Annotated in this window: 3 protein-coding genes; all 3 read left to right on the top strand. The window is 69.4% G+C overall.

From position 1 onward, the window contains the following. The first annotated feature begins 9 nt into the window (after nucleotides 1-9). Nucleotides 10-813 carry an alpha/beta fold hydrolase gene (locus ACFWAY_RS01380; protein WP_378451008.1) on the top strand — a complete coding sequence of 268 codons (804 nt, stop codon included), beginning with the start codon at nucleotides 10-12 and terminating at the stop codon, nucleotides 811-813. Between the two features lie 46 nt (nucleotides 814-859). Beyond that, nucleotides 860-2,059 carry a diguanylate cyclase domain-containing protein gene (locus ACFWAY_RS01385; RefSeq protein ID WP_378509611.1) on the top strand — a complete coding sequence of 400 codons (1,200 nt, stop codon included), beginning with the start codon at nucleotides 860-862 and terminating at the stop codon, nucleotides 2,057-2,059. A gap of 289 nt (nucleotides 2,060-2,348) precedes the next feature. Continuing rightward, nucleotides 2,349-19,124, top strand: a complete 16,776-nt coding sequence (locus ACFWAY_RS01390) for an amino acid adenylation domain-containing protein (protein ID WP_378509612.1) — start codon at nucleotides 2,349-2,351, stop codon at nucleotides 19,122-19,124. Nucleotides 19,125-19,135 lie beyond the last annotated feature (11 nt).

The following is a 19,135-nucleotide window of genomic DNA, read 5'->3' on the forward strand; positions in this document are numbered from 1 at the left end:
GAAGGCAACATGACGATCGCCACGATCAACGGGATCCCCCTGAATTACCAGGTCAAGGGATCCGGCGATTTAGTGGTGCTCATCATGGGAACCGGAAGTCCGGGACGGGTGTGGGATCTGCATCAGACCCCTGCGCTCATCGACGCCGGTTACCGCGTCTGCACGTTCGACAACCGTGGCATCGCGCCGTCCGGTGAGAGCGTCGACGGGATCACCATGGACGACCTCGTCGCCGACACCGCGGGACTGATCGAGCACCTCGGCGGTGGACCGGCCCGTGTGGTCGGCACCTCGATGGGTGCCCGCGTCGCGCAGGAACTGGCCCTGACCCGGCCAGACCTCGTGCACAAGGCGGCCTTCCTCGCCGGTCACGCCCGCATGGACTACTTCCAGCAGACCCTCACCGAGGGCGAGCGCGCCCTGCACGACAGCGGTGTCGAACTGCCGGCCAAGTACCGGGCCGCGGTGACTGCCGTGATGAATCTGTCGCCCGCGTCGCTCGTCGACCCGCACACGGCCCGCGACTGGCTCGACCTGTTCGAGTTCAGCGGCGGCCGGACGTCGGACGGCGTGCGCGCGCAGATGGAAATGGACCGCAGCTTCGATCGCAGGCAGGCCTACCGGGCGATCACGACGCCGTGTCTGTCGATCGGCTTCGCCGACGACAGGATGATCCCGCCCTACCTCTCGCGTGAGGTGGCCGAGGCGATCCCGTCGGCTCGGTACTACGAGATCACCGATGTGGGGCACTACGGCTACCTCGAACAGCCCGAAGTGGTGAACAAGGTGCTGCTCGAGTTCCTCGCCAACTGACAGTTTCGAGCGGCTGGGGCGCGATCACGGTGACGGCGAGGTTCTGATGGCGTTGGGTATTCCGCGCCTCGGGGTGGGCATCGTCCGGTACGACATCGTGAACGCAGCGTTGTGGTGGGATGAAAAGGCCGCCGCCATCTTCGGGGACGACGGCTCCCGGCCACCGCTCGAATTGTGGCGGGAGCGGGTCCATTCCGAAGACATCGGCGCGGTGCGTCGCATGTTCGGTGACACCGCCGGGTCCGTCGGCGCGGAATGTGTGTTCCGCATCGTGCTGGCAGATCGGTCGACCCGGTACATCCTCACCCGCAGCATCGACGTCACCACCGATGCGTCCGGTGCCCCGGTCGAGCTGACGGGAGTGGTCATCGAACTCGGACACCTGGCCGGCCGGGACGCGCAACTCGCCTCGTTGCTCGATCGGGTGGGTCTGGGGTTCATGGCACTCGACGAGGACCTTCGGATCATCTACGTCAACTCCGGCTGTCTGCGGCACGTCCGGCGGTCGCGGGACGAACTGCTCGGCCGTGTCGTCACCGAGGTTCTCCCCGAAACGCAGGGCAGCTACTTCGACGCACTGTGCCGCAAGGTTCTCGCCACCGGCCGTGAGCAGCAGACCCGGGTGGACTCGCTGTATTCGCCCGGGATGACGATCGAGGTGACCGCCGCAGCCGATTCCGGCGCACTGGTCGTGCATTTCCGGGACGTGACCGCTGAAGTCACGGCCCAGCAGCAGGCGGAGGAGGCGCACGCTCTTCTTCTGCACGAGGCCACGCACGACAGTCTCACCGGACTGCTCAATCGCGCCGCCATCACGGAGCACTTGCAGCGCCTGTTCGAGCCCGGTGCGGGGCCTGCGGTCGCGTTGTTCCTCGACGTCGACGGGTTCAAGGACGTCAACGACACCCGGGGTCATCGCGTCGGAGATCGGATCCTGCAGGGGGTGTCCGAGCATCTGCGCCACGCCATGCGCGCGCCGTCCGCGGTCGGCAGGCTCGGCGGCGACGAGTTCGTCGCGATCCTTCCCGACATCGACGAATACGACGCCGACGACGTGGTCACCCGGATGCTCGCGTCGATCACGACGCCGATCGACGTCGGCGACGAACTCCTCGTCGTGACGATCAGCGTGGGGATGGCGCGCAGCACGTCGGCGCGCACGGTAGACGAGTTGCTCCATCACGCCGACACCGCCCTCTACGCCGCCAAGCGTCGCGGTGGGAATACCGCGGTCTGGCACGAATAGGTTGCTGGGCGGCTGCCCCCGGGATTCGACGCCGCCGCTCGTGTGCCGACGCCGCGGACGCACGGTATGTTTACGTGGGAAAACGCGACGCCGGGACCGCTTTGGTCTGGTGAATGCCGGCGGCGGTTCGGGGGACACGCGTTCGTGGTGATTGAACTCGAATTACCGCCGTGATATCTGGCACCTGTGAAGTTGCTGGCAACCGGGTTGTTGCTAGTGGGTAGCCTAACCTAAACTCCTCGGGTGCCCGTCGTTGGACGGGCACTCTCGACGGACGATCGGATCACCCATGTCTCCGGACCACTCGGCGGCTGCTCGCCCTCAGACCATTTCGGCTGAGAGCGCTCCTTCCTCGGCTCTCTCCGCTTCGACGCGTGTCGCGTTGCCACTGACGGCCGCGCAGTCCGAGGTGTGGGTCGGACAGCAGTTGAACCCGGGCAGCCCGGTCTACAACCTCTCGCTCGTCGTCGAGGTCGCGGGCCGGATCGACCTGGACCGTGCCGCCGCGGCGATCCAGAAGACCGTCGAGCGGGCCGAAGCCCTGCACGTGCGTTTCGAGCGCAGCGCCGGCAACGAACTGCTGCAGGTGCCGACAGCTCCGGGCGGGTGGACGCTCGCTGTCGTGGACCTGGTCGGCGAAGAGGATCCCGAAGCGTCTGCGCGCGCGTGGATGGATCGCGACATGGCGACCGTGGTCGACATCGAGGGCGACGAACCGCTGTTCCGGCACGCCCTGCTGCGCACCGGGGACGAGTCGGTGATCTGGTACCAGCGCTACCACCACAGCCTCATCGACGGATACGGCATCACCCTGCTCGTGGCCGACGTCGTCGATCGATACGACCACCCGGAACTCGAGACGTCCACGGCGTCGTGGCCCCTCGACACGCTCGTGGCGTCCGACCACGACTACCGTGGGTCGACGCGCTTCGAGTCCGACCGCGACTTCTGGATCCAGCAGGTGATCGACGCACCGGAGCCGCCTCGGCTGCTCCCGCATGTCGTCGACCACTCCGGGTCGCCGATCTCCGCCCTCGTCGAGATCGACGCGGACGATGCCGACGCGATCTACACCTTCGCCTCCGACGCCGGGATCAGGCGCACCCGGCTGCCGCTCGCCGCGGTCGTGGCGTACATCCACCGGTTCACCGGCCGCCGCGACCTCACGTTGTCGCTGCCGATGACGGCGCGGGTCGGCCGCGAACTGCGCCGCATCCCCGGAATGTGCTCGACGATCCTGCCGCTCCGGGTGCAGGTCGATCCCGAGATGACGGTGGGCGAGCTCGCCACCCGAATCGACACGACGCTGATCTCGGTGCTGCGGCACGGGCGCTACCGCGGTGAGGACCTCGCCCGCGACCTGCGGTCGATCGATCCGGACCGTCAGATCTTCGGTCCCGGAATCAATTCCATGATGTTCGAGCACTCGCTGACGTTCGGCGGGTTCCCGGCGTGGGTGCGGGGTTCGGCCACCGGACCGGTCCGCGACCTCGATTTCTCCATCCGCGGTGGGCAGGATTCGGAGCCCATCCAGATCGATCTCCGGGCGCCGGCGGGTCTCGTGGCCGAGCTCGAGGAGCATCGCCGCAGGCTCGAGCACTTCGTCGGGCAGTTCGTCACCGACCCGTCGCAGCCCATTGCGTCGCTCGATCCGATGACCGAGGCCGAGCGCAGGCAGTTGCTGGTGGAGTTCAACGACACGGCGTCCCCGCAGGAATCGGTGACGGTTCCGGACCTGTTCCACGCTCAGGTGTCGCGGACGCCGGATGCCGAGGCCCTGATCGCCGGCGACATCCGGCTCACCTACCGGGAACTCGGGGAACGCGTCGCGCAGCTGTCCCATCACCTGCGCGCCCGCGGTGTCGAAGCGGAAACGGTTGTGGCGGTCGGTCTTCCGCGGTCGGCGGAAATGGTGATCGGACTGCTCGCCGTCATGTGTTCGGGTGGGGCGTTCGTGCCCCTCGACCCGTCGTGGCCGGAAGACCGCCGGATGTCGGTCCTCGCCGACGCCGGGGCCGCGCTCGTTCTCACCGGACCCGGCGGAGTCACCGACGCGGGGGAGCGGGCCGTGCCGGTCGACCTCGCGGCGTGGGCATACGCGGAGCAGTCCACCGAGCCGCCCGCGGTGACAGTGCAGGGTTCGCGGCTGGCGTATGTCATCTTCACGTCGGGTTCGACGGGTAGGCCCAAGGGTGCCATGATCCGCCACGAGGCCGTGTGCGCGCGACTGCTGTGGCAGCGCGACGACATCCTGGGGTTCGGGCCCGCGGACGCGTCGCTGTTCAAGGCGCCGCTGTCGTTCGACATCTCCGTGAACGAGATTCTGCTGCCCCTGGTGGCGGGTGGCCGGCTGGTGGTGGCCGAGCCCGGCGGGGAACGGGACCCGCAGTACCTGCTGGACCTGATCGCCCGCGAGTCGGTGACGTTCGTCTACCTCGTGTCGTCGATGCTGGACGTGCTGCTCGACCTGTCACGGGGCACGGATCGGCTGGCGGCGCTGAAGCACGTGTGGTGCGGCGGTGAGGTTCTCACACCGCGTCTGTTCGAGAGGTTCCGATCGCAGCTCGCCATCACGCTGTACCACGGCTACGGCCCTGCGGAGGCGACGATCGGGGTGTCGCATGTGATCTACCGGGAGGACGCCGCGCGGATCGCGACGTCGATCGGACGCCCGAACCCCAACACGCAGCTGTATGTGCTGGACGAACACCTGAACCCGGTGCCGCTCGGCACCGGCGGTGAGTTGTACGCCGGCGGATTCCTCCTCGGCCGCGGTTACGTGGACGCTCCGGGGCTCACGGCGTCCCGCTTCGTCGCCAACCCGTTCACGAATGACGGCTCCCGGTTGTATCGAACCGGTGACCTCGCACGGTGGGCGGCGGACGGTTCCCTCGACTTCCTCGGCCGCGCCGACAATCAGGTGAAGATCCGGGGCATGCGCCTCGAACTCGAGGACGTCGAGGCGGGCATCGTGTCGCATCCCGCCGTCCGGCACAGTGCCGTCGTCGTGCGGGAGACAACTTCGGGGACAAAGTATCTCGCGGCCTACGTCGTGGCGAAGCAGGATTCGGTACCGGACGTCGCCGAGCTGCGGGTCTGGGCGTCGTCGAAGCTGCCGGAGTACATGGTGCCGTCGGCGTTCGTCGTCCTCGATCGGTTCCCGCTCACCCCCAACGGAAAATTGGACCGGCGTGCGCTGCCCGAGCCGGATCTCGGCGCGGCAGGCGAGAACGTCGCACCCCGCACCGCTGCCGAGGAAACCCTGTGTGCGCTGATGGCGGGCGTCCTCGGGGTGGAGTCGGTGGGCGTCACCGACGACTTCTTCGCGCTGGGCGGCGACAGCATCGTCGCGATTCAGCTGGTCAACCACGGTCGGCGGGAAGGGCTTTCGATCAGCCCGCGGGAGATCTTCCAGCTCCGCACCGCCGAGGCGCTCGCCCGGGTCCAGGACGGCCGGACCGCGGCCGCCGTAGACTCCGACGACGTCGCCGTCGGTGACGTCCGCAGCACCCCGATCGTCGCCCGCACCGCGGAGCGGGGTGGCGAGATCGCCGCGTTCCACCAGTCGGTGCTCGTGCAGACTCCGGCCGCCCTCGACGAGCATGCCGCGAAGGCGGCCCTGGCAGCGGTACTCGAGCGGCACGACGCCCTGCGCGCGACGCTCGTCCGCGGCGACCGCTGGACGCTGTCCGTGCCGGAACCGTCCCCGGCGGCGGTCGACGGAATCCTGCGGGTCGTCGAATTCGGCGGCAGCGCCGAGCAACTCGACGTCGAGACGCGGGCTGCCGTCGGCAGGCTCGACCCGGATGCGGGCACGATGGTGCAGGCCGTCCTCTTCTCCGCGGCCGACGGTCCCGGCCGGTTGTTGCTGATCGGCCACCACCTGGTGGTCGACGGGGTGTCCTGGCGCATCATTCTCGAAGACCTCGCCCGCGCGGGAACAGCTGTGGCGGCCGGGGGCGTCCCCGAACTCGCTCCGGTCGGAACGTCGCTGCGCCGCTGGTCCGAGCTGCTCGACGAGCAGACGCGGTCGGGTGCCTTCGACCACGAACTGTCCTTCTGGGCGGACGTGGCGACCACCGAAGACCCACTCCTCGGCTCACGTGCGCTCGACCCGGCCCTCGACCTCGCCGGCGACGCCGAAACCCTCACGGTGACATTGCCGCCGGAGTTCACCCGGCCGCTGCTCTCCACCGTGCCCGCAGCGTTCCACGGCCACGTCAACGACGCACTCCTCACCGGTGTCGCGGTGGCGCTGCAGAAGTGGCGAGACGGCGGGCCGGGCCCCGTGCTCCTCGATCTCGAGGGACACGGACGCGAGGAAGACCTCGTGCGCCGCAGCGACGGACCCGCCCTCGACCTCTCCCGGACCGTCGGCTGGTTCACCACCGTCTACCCGGTGGTGCTCGACCCCGGTGCGGCGGTCGGCGAGACGGGAATCGCCGACGCCCTGAAGGCGGTCAAGGACCAGTTGCGCCGCATCCCGGGTTCCGGGTTCGGCTACGGCGCGTTGCGCTACCTCGGTGTCCCGACGCCGGAACTTGCGCACGCACCGACCCCGCAGGTGCTGTTCAACTACCTCGGGCGGGTGACGTCCGCGGAGGGCGTCGACTGGCTGCCCCGAGCCATGGGCGCCGCCGACGACCCGCGGATGCCGCTCGGACACGCCCTGGCGTTCGACGTGATCGCCGAGGACGGCGCCGACGGCCCCGTCCTGCGCACGACGCTGACGTGGGCGCCCGGTGTGCTCACCCGTGACGCCGTCGTCGCGCTCGCCGACGAGTGGACCGCAGTGCTGCGGGTGCTTGCCGGAATCGACCGTCTCGGCGGTCACACGCCTTCGGACTTCCCGCTCGTGTCGCTGACGCAGCCGGACGTGGACGCGCTGGCGGGGGCGGTCGACGTGCTTCCGTTGACACCGCTGCAGCAGGGCATCTACTTCCAGTCGGCGTTCGAGGACACCGGCACGGATCCGTATGTGGTGCAGCAGGTGATCGAACTGACCGGGCCCGTCGACGCCGCGGCGTTGCACCGCGGGCTGCAGGCGGTCGTCGACCGGCACGCGGCCCTCCGCGTCGGCGTGCGGGCGGTATCGGACGGCCGGGTGGTGCAAGTGGTCGGCGAGGACGTCCGCGTTCCGATGGAGGTGCTCGACCTGACCGGCGTCGCGGACCCGGAGCAGCGCGTGGAACAGGTGCTGGCGGCAGACCGGGCCCGGGGATTCGACTTCGGCCGCGACCCCCTGCTGCGTTACACGCTCGCGCGGGTGGCGTCCGGGGCGAGCGACGCGACGGAAAATGTGCCGCAGAAGTTCCTTCTGCTGCAGTCGATTCACCACATCGTCGCCGACGGGTGGTCGGTGCCGGTGATGTTGCGGGAACTGATGGCCCTCTACAGCGTCGAGGGGAAGCCGCTGGCACTGCCGACGCCCACGCCGTACCGGAGCTATCTCGAATGGCTGGGGGCGCGCGACCGTCAGGCGTCGCTCGCCGTGTGGCGGGACGCGCTCGCCGACGCCCCCGAGCCGGTGGAACTCCCGAAGCCCTCGTCGAAGGGGGAGTCCGGGATCCGCAGTGTCCGGGCGGCACTGCCGTCGGACGACACCGCTGCGCTCTCCGCGGTGGGCCGGGCCCGCGGATTGACGCTCAGCACCCTCGTGCACGGCACGTGGGGTCTGGTCCTCGGCCGCCTCACCGGCCGGGAGGACGTGGTGTTCGGTTCGACGGTGTCGGGCCGCGGCGGGGACCTGCCCGGTATCGAGACCATGGTGGGCCTGTTCATCAATACCGTGCCCACCCGGCTGCGGTACCGGCCAACCGACACGGTGGCCGAGACCCTCGCCCGGTGGCAGCACGAGCAGTCGACGCTGCTCGATCACCAGCACCTCGGCCTGCCCGAGCTGCGCCGGGAAGCGGGACTGCAGAACCTGTTCGAGACGCTCGTCGTGTTCGAGAACTATCCGCTCGGCGACGGCGCGGTCGCGGATCCCACCGGTGCGGTGCAGTTGACCGGCATCCGCTTCGACGAGCACCCGCCGTACCCGATGACACTGATCGTCGTGCCCGGTGACGCGCTGACACTCGAGCTGAAGTACGACGCCGCCCGCATCGATGCGGCGACCGCGACCCGGTTCGCCGAGTCGACTTTGGCGTATCTCGCGGAGCTGACCCGGGACGTCGACCAGAACGTGTCGTCCGTTGCGCTGGCGTCGCGTCAGCCGATCGAGGCGGCACTGCGCGATGTCGAGGTGGAGTTCCCCGAGACGACGGTGACGGCACTGCTCGAGGAGCAGGCCGCACGGACACCCGAGGCGGTGGCCGTCGTGTTCGAGGACGAACACCTCACCTACGCCGAACTGCACGCGCGCGCCAACCGCCTCGCCCGGTTGCTCGTCGACCGCGGGGTTGCACCCGAGTCGAAGGTGGCGGTGGCACTGCCCCGTTCGCTGGACCTGATGGTGGCGCTCCTCGCGGTCGGGAAGGCGGGCGGCGCCTACGTTCCGCTCGACACCGGTTACCCCGCGGACCGGCTGGCGTACATGCTGGAGGACGCGGAACCGGTGTGCGTTCTCACCGACGGCACCGTGCCGTTCTCCGGGTCCGGCGTTCCGCAGGTCCGGGTGTCGGACGCCGACCGGTTCTCGCCCGAGCCGCTGACCGGTGTCGCGCTCACGCCGCAGCACCCCGCCTACGTGATCTACACGTCGGGCTCGACGGGACGGCCCAAGGGGGTCGTCATACCGCACGCCGGCATCGTCAACCGTCTGCTGTGGGTTCAGCTGTTCCGGCCGATCACCCCTTCGGACAACGTGTTCCAGAAGACGCCGTCCAGCTTCGACGTGTCGGTGCTGGAATTCTTCGGGCCGCTGCTCGCGGGGGCGACTCTCGTGCTGGCGCGGCCGGACGGCCACAAGGACCCGGCGTACCTCGCCGACGTCATCATCCGGCAGTCGATCACGCGCGTGCATTTCGTGCCCTCGATGCTCGAGGTGTTCCTCGCCGAACCCGCCGCGGCGCGGTGCACCGGGCTCCGGATCATCTCGTGCAGCGGTGAGGCGCTTCCCGTGGCATCCGCGCGGCGCGTCGCCGAACTCCTGCCGGGAGTGGAACTCGACAACCTCTACGGTCCGACCGAGGCGTCGGTCGACGTCAGTTACGCCGCATCGGTGCAGGGAATCGACGCGTCCGCGCCGTCCGTGCCGATCGGCCTGCCGACGTCCAACACCGGCCTGTACGTCCTCGATCGGTACCTGCAACCGGTGCCCGCGGGCGCTGCCGGTGAGCTGTACCTGTCGGGACCACAGCTGGCCCGCGGCTACCTGGGCAGGCCCGGGTTGAGCGCCGAGCGTTTCGTCGCCGATCCGTTCTCCCGCACCGGGTCCCGCATGTACCGCACCGGTGACGTCGCCCGGGTCGACGCCGACGGTGCGGTCGAATACCTCGGCCGAGTCGACGATCAGGTGAAGTTGCGCGGCTTCCGCATCGAACTGGGCGAGATCGAAGCCCAGATGGCCGCCTGCCCCGGAGTGCGACAGGCCGCCGCCGTCGTGCGCACGGACCGGCCCGGTCAGCAACAGCTGGTCGGGTACGTCGTCGGGGACGCCGACGTCGACGATGTCCGTGCGCGCCTGGCCGCGGCCCTGCCGGAGTTCATGGTGCCCGTCGCGTTCGTGAACGTGCCCGAGTTCCCGCTCGGCCCCAGCGGGAAGCTGGACCGCAAAGCGCTTCCCGCGCCTGACTTCGCGGCGCAAATGACTTCGGGCCAGGCAACCTCCGCGCCGGTCGTGGCGAGCGGACCGGCAGTGGTGCTGGCCGCCCACTACGCCGAGGTTCTCGGTCTCGGGACCGTCGGCGTGGACGACGACTTCTTCGCGCTCGGCGGCGACAGCATCCTCGCCATCCGACTGGTGAATCTCGCTCGCCGGGAGGGAATCACCGTCACCCCGCGGCAGATCTTCGAGCAGCGGACGCCGGCCGCGCTCGCGCGACTGGTCGCGGCCACCGTCGTCGCGCCGGCCCCGCGCGTGGAGGATTCGGGCACCGGCGTCCTGTCGCCCCTGCCGGTGGTCCATCGTCTGTCCGAATGGAGCGGCGGAAAGAACCGCTTCAACCAGGCCGTTCTGCTCCACACGCCGCCGGGCACCAGTGCCACCGTCCTGACGGCCGCCCTGCACTCGGTGATCGGTCATCACGACGGCCTGCGGCAGAAGCTCACCCGGCACGCACCGGGCGTGTGGTCGCTCGAGATCACCGAATCCGCGGACCTGGAACTGCGTCGTGTCGACGTCACCGGACTCGACGCCGCCGCGATGCGCGAGACCGTGGCAGCAGAATCCGACGCCGCGACCGACCGGCTCGACCCCGACGACGGCACCATGCTGTCGGCGGTGTGGTTCGACGCCGGCCCGCAGGAGCTGGGCAGGCTCCTGCTCGTCGCACACCATCTGGTTATCGACGGGGTGTCGTGGCGGACGCTGATCGAGGATCTCGCGATGGCATGGGTGGCGGCCGACAGCGGCCAGGACGCGGCGCTCGACCCGGTGCCCACGTCGCTGCGCGGATTCGCCCGCATCGTCACCGAGCAGGCGCAGGACCCCGGCCGGCTCGCCGAACTCGACCACTGGCTGCGCGTCACCGAACCGGGTGCCGATCTGGTGCCCGACACCGACGGGCACGCGGTCGTGAGCAGCGGCGCACGGCGGTCGGTAGTCCTGGACCCGCAACTCACAACGGCGCTGCTGACCACCGTTCCCGCCGTGGTCGGCGCCGACGTCACCGATGTGCTGCTCGCGGCGCTGCGCCTGTCGGCCGACCGGTGGCTCGCCGGCCGTGGACGCGAGAACGACCTGCTGGTGGACCTCGAGCGGCACGGCCGAGAAGAACTCGCCGAGGGTGTGGATCTCTCCCGGACCGTCGGCTGGATCACCAACGTCACCCCCGTCCGGTTGCGCAGCCGGACGGGCGCACTCGAGACGCTCAAGGACGTCAAGGAACAGCTGCGCGGTGCCCCCGACGGCGGCATCGGCTACGGCATGCTGCGGTACGTCAACGCGCGCACCGCTGGCCTTCTAGCGGCACGGGCGGAATCGCAGGTGCTGTTCAACTACCTGGGCCGCATGCCGCACGCGGTGCCCGGACCCTGGACGCCCGCGATCGAATCCGACTCGCTGGCGACCGATCCCGATGCCGATCTCGGCGGCCCCTACCGGCTGGTGATCAACGCCCTGTGCGAGGAGTCCGAGCGGGGCACCGAACTGCAGGCCGTCTTCGCCTGGTCGGAGGCCGACCTGAGCGAGGCCGACGTCCTCGCGTTGAGCGACGGCTGGGTGGCCGCGCTTCGTGAACTGGCGGACGCCGCCGGAGAACACGACGGACCGGCGATGCTCACGCCGTCCGACCTTCCCCTCGTGGGGCTGACGCAGGAGGAGATCGACCGGATCGTCGAGGCGAGCCCGAGCGGGGTCGACACGGTGCTGCCGCTGTCGCCGCTGCAGGAGGGTCTCTACTTCCAGGCCGGGTTCGACTCCGGCGCCGACATCTACACGGCACAGTTCTCACTCGACTTCGCGCACCGCCTCGACACCGACAGGCTCGCCGCCGCGCTGCGCACCCTGCAGCGACGCAACCCCACGCTGCGAGCGGGATTCGTCAGTGCAGGCCTGCCTGCGCCGGTGCAGTTCTTCGGCGCCGGGCTGGACGTGCCCATCACCGAGTTCGACCTGCGGGAACTCGAGGATCCCGAACGCGCGTCCTACGCCGAACAGCTGACCGCGCAGGACGGGCTGACACCGTTCGACCTCACCTCCCCGCCGCTGTGGCGGGCAATGGTGTTGCGGCTCGACGACTCCCACGACCGACTGGTGATCAACCGGCAGTTCCTGCTCTGGGACGGATGGTCCAACGGCCTCGTCGTCGGCCAGCTGCTCGCCCTCTACGAATCGGGTGGCGACGACTCCGGGTTCGCCGCCCCGGAAGGATCTTTCGAGGACTACCTGCAGTGGCTGGCCACCCGCGAGCCGGACGCCGCGCAGTCGGCATGGACCGGCGCGCTCGGCGGCCTCGACGAACCGACGCTGCTGGCCGCGACGGTCGCGGGGGAGCCGCAGCCGCCGCAGCGCCGGGACGCGGTGCTGTCCGAGGAACTGAGCGAACGGCTTCGTGCCGGTGCCCGCGGTGCCGGTGTCACGTTCAACGCGGTGCTGAACGCCGCGCTGGCCGTCGTGCTCGGGATCGAGACCGGACGCCGGGACCTCGTGTTCGGCACCACCGTGGCCGGACGTCCACCGGAGGTCCCGGGCATCGACGCGGTGGCCGGAATGTTCCTCAACACCGTCCCCGTCCGGACGACGCTGCGCGCCGACGAGACCGTCACCGATCTGCTCCGGCGAACCCAGTCGGAGCGGTTGGCGCTGACCCCGTACGACTACCTCGGGCTTGCCTCCATCCAGCGGGTGTCCGAGCACCGGCAGCTGTTCGACGTGCTGTACGTGCTGCAGAACTTCGTGGACGAGAAGCAGGTGTCGGCGCTCAATGCGGCGCACGACATCAGCGGCGGTGACAGCATCGATCACACGCACTACCCGGTCACGGTCGTCGTGACGCCGGGCGCGAGCGTGAAGGTGAAGTTCGAGTTCCACCCCGAGAAGATCGCGGAGTCGCGGGTCGAACGCATGCTGTCGCGGTACCTGACCGTGCTCGAGGAATGGTCCACCGACCTGTCCGGTGTGGTCGGCGGAATCGCCGGTGCCGCAAAGCCTGTGCCGGTCGAGTGGAAGGCCCTGCCCGACGCGACCATCGCCGATCTGTTCGCCGACGCGGCCCGCGGCCGGCCGGACGAGACGGCCCTGGTGTTCGGGGACCGCATCGTGAGCTACGCCGAACTCGATTCGGATGTGAACCGGATGGCCCGGCTCCTGCTGGCCCGCGGCGCGGGCCCGGAACGGATCGTCGCACTCGCACTGCCGCGGTCGGTGGAGATGGTGACCGCGCTGTTCGCCGTGCTGCGCACCGGATCCGCGTATCTGCCGCTCGAACTGGACCACCCCGCCGAGCGGCTCGTCGCGATGCTCGACGACGCGCGTCCGACGGTCCTGGTCACCACGTCGGAGGTCGACGGAACGCTCGCCGCTGCGACGGTCGACACGCTGACCGTCGACACCCTGGATTTCGGCGCGGTCGCGTCCGCACCGTTGTCGGAGGCCGAACTCGGCGGTTTCGCGCCCGGAGCCCCCGGGCGCCTGGACCATCCGGCGTACGTCATCTACACGTCCGGGTCCACGGGCAAGCCGAAGGGCGTCGTCACCCCGTACCGCGGCCTGACCAATATGCAGTTCAACCATCGGGAGGCGATCTTCGAACCCGTCGTGACCGCGGCGGGCGGTCGGCGACTGCGCATCGCGCACACCGTGTCGTTCGCGTTCGACATGTCGTGGGAGGAACTGCTGTGGCTGGTGGAAGGCCACGAGGTCCACATCTGCGACGAGAACCTGCGGCGTGACGCCGAAGCGCTCGTGGCCTACTGCGACACCCACGCGATCGACGTCGTCAACGTGACGCCGACCTACGCGCAGCACCTGATCGAGGAGGGTCTGCTCGACGACGGTCCGGGGCGGCACCGGCCGCCGCTCGTACTGCTCGGCGGCGAGGCGGTGTCGGATTCGGTGTGGAACCGGTTGCGCGACACGGACGGTACGTGCGGGTACAACCTGTACGGTCCCACCGAGTACACGATCAACACACTCGGTGCCGGCACCGCCGACAGCGCGACACCCACCGTCGGCACCCCGATCTGGAACACGTCCGCCTACGTGCTGGACGCGTGGTTGCGTCCGGTTCCGGACGGTGTTCCCGGCGAGCTGTACATCTCCGGGGTCGGGTTGGCGCGCGGCTACCTCGACCGGTTCGCGCTGACGGCGGAGCGGTTCGTCGCCGACCCGTTCCGGGAATCCGTACGTATGTATCGGACGGGCGATCTCGTCCGCCGACGCGAGGACGGGAGTCTCGATTTCCTCGGCCGCACCGACGATCAGGTGAAGATCCGCGGTCACCGGGTGGAACTCGGCGAAATCGCATCCGCGCTCGAAGCTTTGGACGACGTTCGCCAGGCCGTCGTCGTCGTCGATTCGGGCGCGGGTGGTTTCACACGGCTCGTCGGCTACGCCGTCGTGAGTACTTATCAACCGCGGGACGTTAACAAGTACTCACAGGCGCTGCGCGCAACGTTGCCGGACTACATGGTGCCCGCCGCGGTCATCGAGGTCGACAGCCTGCCCATGACGGTGAACGGCAAACTCGACGTGAAGGCGCTGCCGTCGGCGGACGACGTGCTCGGCCGCAGCGGCGGCGCGCGCACGGAACCGCGCACCGACCCAGAACGGGTGCTGTCCGCGTTGTTCGGGGAGATCCTCGGCGTGCCCGCCCCCGGGGTCGACGACGACTTCTTCGACCTCGGCGGTCATTCGTTGCTGGCGACCAGGCTGATCAGCCGGGCACGGGCCGCGCTCGACACCGACCTCACCATGCGCGACCTGTTCGAGGCACCGACGGTCGCCGAACTCGCCGCCCGGATCGGCGACGACACCGCTTCGACGCGTCCGGTGCTGGTGGCCAGGCCACGTCCCGAGCATCTGCCGCTCTCCGCTGCACAACAACGGCTGTGGCTCCTACAGCAGATGGAAGGCGCGTCAGGTCGGGATGGGGCGGGCCCCGCCGTCGCGTACAACTTCCCGATCGTCCTGCGACTGCAGGATGCACTGGACCCCGGGTTGTTCGAGCAGGCGCTGACCGACGTCGTATCGCGACACGAATCGCTGCGAACGGTGTTCGAGGAGCACGACGGTGAACCGGTGCAGGTGATCCTGGACGATGCCCGCCCCGACGTCGCGGTGGTGGACGGCACCGAGGCCGATCTGGTCCGGCTCGTCACCGAGACCGTCGGCCGCCCGTTCGACCTGGCGACGGAGATCCCGGTGCGCGCGAGCCTCATCCGGGTCGCGGACGAACAGGTGCTGGCCATCGTGTTGCACCACATCGCCACCGACGAATGGTCGGACCGCCCGTTCCTGCGGGACCTGATGACGGCGTACACCGCTCGCGCGCAGGGCTCGGCACCGGCGTGGGAGCCGCTCGACGTGCAGTACGCCGACTACACGCTGTGGCAGCGCGACGTTCTGGGTGATCCGCAGGACCCGTCCAGCCTCGTCAGCCGCCAACTCGACTACTGGGCGAAGACTCTCGACGGGGCGCCGGAGGAGTTGGTGCTCCCCACCGATCGCACCCGTCCGGCGCGGCCCAGTTTCGCCGGCGGTGCGATCGAGACGACGCTCGACGCCGCGACGACACGGGCCCTGCGCTCGCTCGCGCGGACGTCGGGCACCAGCATGTTCATGGTGCTGCACGCGGCGTCGGCGGCGTTGCTGCACCGTCTCGGTGCGGGCGACGACCTGCCGATCGGTGCGCCGGTCGCCGGTCGCAGCGAACAGGGTCTCGACGACCTGATCGGATTCTTCGTCAACAGCGTGGTGTTGCGGACGGACGTGTCGGGCAACCCCACGTTCGACCAGCTGCTGGCACGGGTCCGCGACACCGACCTGGCGGCCTTCTCGCATGCGGACGTCCCGTTCGAAACCGTCGTGGAGAAAGTGAATCCGGCGCGGACCCTGGCCCGGAACCCGTTGTTCCAGGTGATGGTCGGCTACCACAGCCGGACGTCCGATTCGGCGCTCGCACCCGGACCGGCCCTCACCCCGGTGGCGTTCGAGGAACGTACGTCCAAGTTCGACCTGGTGTTCAACTTCACCGAGTATCTCGACGACGACCGGGTCGAACTGCGCCTCGAATACGGTTCGGACCTGTTCGACCGGGCCACCGCGGAGAAGATCGCGCGCAGGCAGGTCGTGGTGCTGGGCGCCGTCGCGTCCGACTCGGGTCGCGCGGTCGGCGACCTCGACGTGTTCCTCGGCGACGAACGTGAACTGGTGGTGTGCGGGTTCAACGACACCGCGCACCCGGTGGCGGAGGAGACGTTCTACGAGGCGTTCGCGCGCCACGTGGCGGCGACCCCTGGCGCCGTGGCCGTCGTCGACACCGACGGTGAGGTGACGTACGCGGAACTGAGTGTTCGCGCCGACCGTGTCGCCGCACTGCTGCATCGCCGCGGGGTCTCCGTCGAAGACGTTGTGGGACTCGCGGTCCCGAGGTCGGCGCAGATGGTCGCGGTCGTGCTCGGGGTGCTGAAACTCGGGGCGGCGTACCTACCGCTCGACCTGAACCACCCGTCCGACCGCATCTCCTACATGCTCACCGACTCCGCCGCGCGGGTGCTGGTGACCACGGTGGGGGAGAGCCCGCGCATCGCGGAGGACGGCGGCCTCACACGCGTTCTCCTCGACGACGCGGCCGTCGTCGCGGAACTCGAGAGCGGGCCCGCCCTGCAGGTGCCGCGGCCCCCGCAAGGCCTGGACCACGCCGCGTACGTCATCTACACGTCGGGCTCCACCGGTAAACCCAAGGGCGCGATCCTCACTCACGACGGGATTCCCAGTCTCGTCGCGACCGCCGAACAGCGGATGAAGCTCGTTCCGGGTTCGGTGGTGATGCAGTTCGCCTCGATCGGATTCGACGTCGCGGTCTTCGAGTTGTCGATGGCACTGTGCACGGGGTCCCGCCTGGTCATCGTGCCCGACGAGTCCCGCGTCGCCGGACCGGAACTCACCGATTTCATGACCGCACACGCCGTGACGCACGCGATCATTCCGCCGTCCCTGCTGGCGGCGCTGCCGACGGGATGCGACGTCCCCGAGGGCTGCACCGTGCTGGTGGGCACCGAGACCGTGCCGCCAGAACTGATCGGACGCTGGGCGGAACGGCTCAACCTGCTGGCCGCATACGGTCTCACCGAGGCCACCGTCAACAACACGTTGTGGCAGGCGCAGCCCGGATGGAACTCGGCTGTGCCGATCGGCATCCCCGATCCCAACGAACAGGCGTACGTCCTCGACGACCGCCTGCAACCGGTGCCGCCGGGAGTGGCGGGCGAGTTGTACATCGCCGGACGCGGACTGGCGCGCGGATATCTCGGCCGGCCCGACCTCACGTCGGCGCGGTTCGTGCCCAGCCCCTTCGGCGACGCGGGCACCCGGATGTACCGGACCGGCGACCGGGCGCGCTGGCGGGCCGACGGCAACATCGACTTCCTCGGACGCGTCGACGACCAGGTGAAGATCCGTGGATTCCGCATCGAACTCGGCGAGATCATCGCGGCCCTCGGAAGCCATCCGGCGGTGAAGCAGTCGGCGGTCGTCGCGGACCGGTCCGGCGACATCGTCCGGCTCGTGGGCTATGTGACACCGGCCGACGGTCACGGAGCCGGGCAGATCGATCCGCAGGCGGTGCGGGAACACGCCGCATCGCGGTTGCCCGACTACATGGTGCCGACTCTCGTGGTCGTGCTGGACGGCGACCTCCCGTTGACACCCAACGGCAAACTTGACCGCAAGGCGCTTCCGCTGCCGGACTGGTCGGCCTTGACCGGGGACGGCACGCCGCAGACGCCGGAGCAGAAGGAGATCGCCGCAGCGTTCGCCGACATCCTGCACCTGCCGTCGGTGGGCATCCACGACAACTTCTTCGACCTCGGCGGCAACTCCATGGCGTCGATGCGGTTGGTGGGACGGATCCGCGGGCGGTTCGCCGTCGACGTCGGTATCCGGGACGTGTTCGACAGTTCCACGGTGGCCGAACTCGCCGCGATCGTCGCGGGGGCCTCGTCCACCGGAAGGCCGATGCTGACGGCGGCGCACCCGAGGCCGGAGGTGCTCCCGTTGTCCGGGCCGCAACGCCGGTTCTGGAAGCAGTTCCGGTCGGCCGGCGCCGAGGCGCGGGCCAGTCACGCGCTGTCGCTGCAGCTTCGCGACACCGTCGACCCCGAGATCCTGGCGCAGGCTCTCGACGACGTCACGTCCCGGCACGAACCGCTGCGGACCGTGTACGTGGAGGCCGAGGGCACCGTCGTCGCGCAGGAAGCGGTGCGGCCCGCCCTCGAACTCGTCGACGTCGGGGACGGAGACGTGCACCGCACGGTCTTCGAATTGGCGCAGGAACCCGTCGATCTCACCGAGCACGCACCGCTCCGGGTGCATCTCGTGACCGGCGCCGACGGCACCCAGGCGTTGCTTCTCGCGATGCACTACATCGCCGTCGACGAGTGGTCCGTGGTGCCGTTGCTCGGAGATCTGATGGGCGCATACGCCGCGCGCGCGCACGGCGAGGAACCCGCGTGGGAACCGCTGCCCGTCGGATACGCCGACTACGTCGTGTGGTCGCAGGCACTCGTCGGCGATCCCGGGGACCCGGACAGCCGTCGGTCGCGTCAGCTCGACTACTGGCGGGAGACGCTGGACGGCATGCCGTCCCGGCTCGAACTGCCCGCCCCGGCCGTTCGCGGACCGCGGACGGCGGAGATCGTGCCGGTCGAGATCGACGCGGAACTCCACAGCGCGGTTGAGAAGCTCGCGAGCGACACGGGCACCAGCCTGTTCATGGTGTTGCAGGCCGCACTCGCCACCGTGCTGACACGGCACGGCGCCGGCACGGACATTCCGCTGGGGTCACTCGTCGCGGGACGCACGGAGGAGGCGCTGGACGCGCTGGTCGGCTGCTTCTTCAATATCGTTCTGTTGCGAACGGATACGAGCGGGGACCCCGATCCCGTGGAGTTGCTGCGGCGTATCCGCACCGCGAATCTCGACGCGCTGGACAACCAGGACATGGCGTTCGCCGACGTCGTGGAGGCAATCGGCGAGACGCCGGTGCTGCGTCCGCAGATCATGCTCGTTCATCACGAGCAGGCCAGGCTCGGTCATCTCGACGCACTGGGCGGCCTGATGCCGGTGCCGGTGGGTGTTCCGGATTCGGACCTGACACTGAGCTTCTACGAGCCGATCGGTGACGGACCCGTCCACGCGTATTTCTCGTTCTCCTCGGATGTGCTGGACGCCGAGAAGGTCTGTGGCTGGGCGTCGGAGTTGTCTTCGCTGGTCACCGCATGGGCGGAAGGACCCCGATGATCAAGAGTGAT

Source organism: Rhodococcus sp. NPDC059968 (assembly GCF_042738615.1).
GTDB lineage: Bacteria > Actinomycetota > Actinomycetes > Mycobacteriales > Mycobacteriaceae > Rhodococcus_F.

Bases quoted from the DNA above. Each gene is read 5' to 3' on its own strand.
- ACFWAY_RS01390 (WP_378509612.1), top strand. From the start codon at position 2,349: ATGTCTCCGGACCACTCGGCGGCTGCTCGCCCTCAGACCATTTCGGCT.
- ACFWAY_RS01380 (WP_378451008.1), top strand. From the start codon at position 10: ATGACGATCGCCACGATCAACGGGATCCCCCTGAATTACCAGGTCAAG.
- ACFWAY_RS01385 (WP_378509611.1), top strand. From the start codon at position 860: ATGGCGTTGGGTATTCCGCGCCTCGGGGTGGGCATCGTCCGGTACGAC.